General features: G+C 56.2%; 1 protein-coding gene. It reads right to left on the bottom strand.

The features are described 5' to 3' along the window. Positions 1–2,102 (bottom strand): beta strand repeat-containing protein (locus AC0TNJ_RS00080; RefSeq protein ID WP_473769860.1); only part of this gene is annotated, 2,102 nt, incomplete at its 3' end. Between the last annotated feature and the right edge of the window lie 451 nt (positions 2,103–2,553).

Consider the following 2,553-nt stretch of genomic DNA (forward strand, 5'->3'; position numbering starts at 1 on the left):
CCCGATTTGGTCAAGCCGCCCGAACCGGTGAAGACATTCGACAGCGTAAACACATTGGTGGCATCGGCAATGTCGAAGCCGCCGCCATTGGTGCCCCAGTTGATCAACTTGGTGGTACGGTTGAAATCCGTGCCGGTCACCTTCAGCGTGCCGCCATCAAAATTGAGCGCGCCCGTGCCAAGGTTCTCTTGCTGTACGACCGAAATCACGCCAGCGTTAAGATAAGTAGCGCCATAGCTGTTGTTGCCCGAAAGCACCAGCGTGCTGGTGCCCCTCTGCGTCACGCTGCCCGTGCCGCTGATCGCGCCGGAAAGCGCGGTTGCGCCAGTGTTATCGACCACAAGATCGCCGCCCGTCAGGGCGATATCGCCAACAATCGCACCATCCCTGGTGCCGTCGCCCAGTTGCAGAATGCCGCCCAAAACCGTCGTGCCGCCCGTATAGCTGTTATCCGCCGCCAGGACCAATGTGCCAGCACCGGATTTGGTGAAACTGCCCTTGGCGCTAGCTGCATCCGAGAAAACCCCGCTGAAAGTCGCCGTCTTAGTATCATCAACGGAAATCGTGCCGCCGCCGGAAGCCAATGCAACCGCCCGCGCGGAGTTCATCGTATCCATGACTTGCAGAGTGCCGCCGTCGAAACGCAGCCCGCCCGATGCATCGCCCAGATTGGCATCTGACGAAACAGACAGGATGCCTGCATCCAGATTGGTGCCACCCGAATATCTATTCGTACCCGAGAGCACCAAAGTGCCATCCCCGCGCTTGGTCAGCGAGCCCATGCTGCCCGCACCAAAATCTTGATTGACCGTAAACGTGTTGCCCGCATCGGCAATGTCAAACCCGCCGCCGCCAGCACCCCAGTTGATCGTGCGGCTGGTCTCATTAAAATCGGTACCGGTGATCTGCAAGATGCCGCCATCGAAATCGAGCGCAACAGACGAAGCACCGAGATTATTTTCCGAGCCGACGGAAAGCGTGCCGCCATTGATGTTCAGTGTGCCGGTAAAGCCGGAATTATCTGCCGTCAGGCTCGTTATACCAGCGAGCTGGTTAATCGTCCCAACACCGGAAATCGAAGGGTCAAATCTATAGTTGGTATCCGTATGATTGAAGTTGATCCTGCCTGTGCCACCAGTGCCGACGCCACCTACGCCGATGATAACAGACTGGGCCCGCAACTGCCCGGCCCCAGCAGCTGATTCCCCAACAGCACCACCAATATTCAAAGTGCCGCTGCCACCAAGACGTCCCACCTCAACTTTACCCTGCCCTTTGTCACCTTGGGTAACAATTGCGCCATTGCTGATGGTCAATGAGCCAGTTTGTGTGCTCCCTATTTTTATCTCCGGGCTAATGTCAAGCCAAGTCGAACCGACCCCGTCGACGACGACCGTGCCGGTAGTGCCATCGATCAAGCCGTCGCCGGTGCCGGTGCCAATTGTAGAATATGGCGCCACACCACCAAGAGTACCACTGGTTACCGCGCCGCCTCCACGGATGATCAAGGTGCCATACGCTGTTCGCCCACTACTGCGGCCTATCTCCAGCTTGCCACTAAGCATCAACGATGACCCTTGTCCGTCGACCGTCACATACCCCTGAGACCCCCGGGTCCCCGAATGACCTATGTTCCCGTCGGTGCCAGAAACCGTGCCGCCATTTGTAATGTTCAACGTGCCATCGCCGTGGCCAATTCCGACAGACACCCCGTCCCTGATACCCAGAGATGAGCCCGCCCCATCAACAGTAACGACGCCGACCCCCCCCCATTTACCTACGCTTGCGGTTGAGCCGCCGACTGAGAGGCCGCCCTTCACGGTGACTTGCGCGCCTGAATTGACATTGAGGGCACCACCGTCAGTGCCTCCAACGTTGAGACTGCCGTCAACCTGCCAACCTGAAATATGGGTGCCCGGAACAGTCTCTGTCTTGCCGCCATCAATTGTGTAGTCAGCAGCAAAAGCCGGCTGCACCATGCCTGCGCCGAGCCCCCCGACCACGAGCGCCAGCACCGAAGCGCCTGCGCGCAAGCTGCGTTTGAACGGAACCGCCAAAGGCGAACGGGTTGACAGTGCTGGCTGTCTCGAACGGTCAATCATCTTGTCTTCCAAACTTGCTTCAAAAAAATCGATGCGCATGAATGCTCAGCCGGCAGATGGCTCTTACCGAGCCAACCGTCACCGGCTGCTATGTGCGAAAACATCGCCCCCGCCTGCATCCACCAGACAAGGCGCGTCATTTCACGCAAGAACAATAAAAATTTCTGTCCCGATTTTCAGCTTATACACGCCAGACAATAAATATCAATTAATCAGTACGAGTTCTATTTACGTTGTTGATAAGATTTAGTTTAGAAAAAGCTAAATTATTCAGTATTACATGATGATAATTCGATAAACTTACTATCGCCGCCTCACATCAACAGGACTTCAATTTAGGAATTGCTTAAAAGATGGCAGGCAAAGCTGAAGACCTGGTTGCACGAGCATGAGATCAAGATCGCCGCAGTCAATGCGGCGATGCCTGCAGCCCGGTCTCCCGCTCCCCGCG

It is taken from the genome of Ochrobactrum sp. PL_is483 (assembly GCF_055816855.1).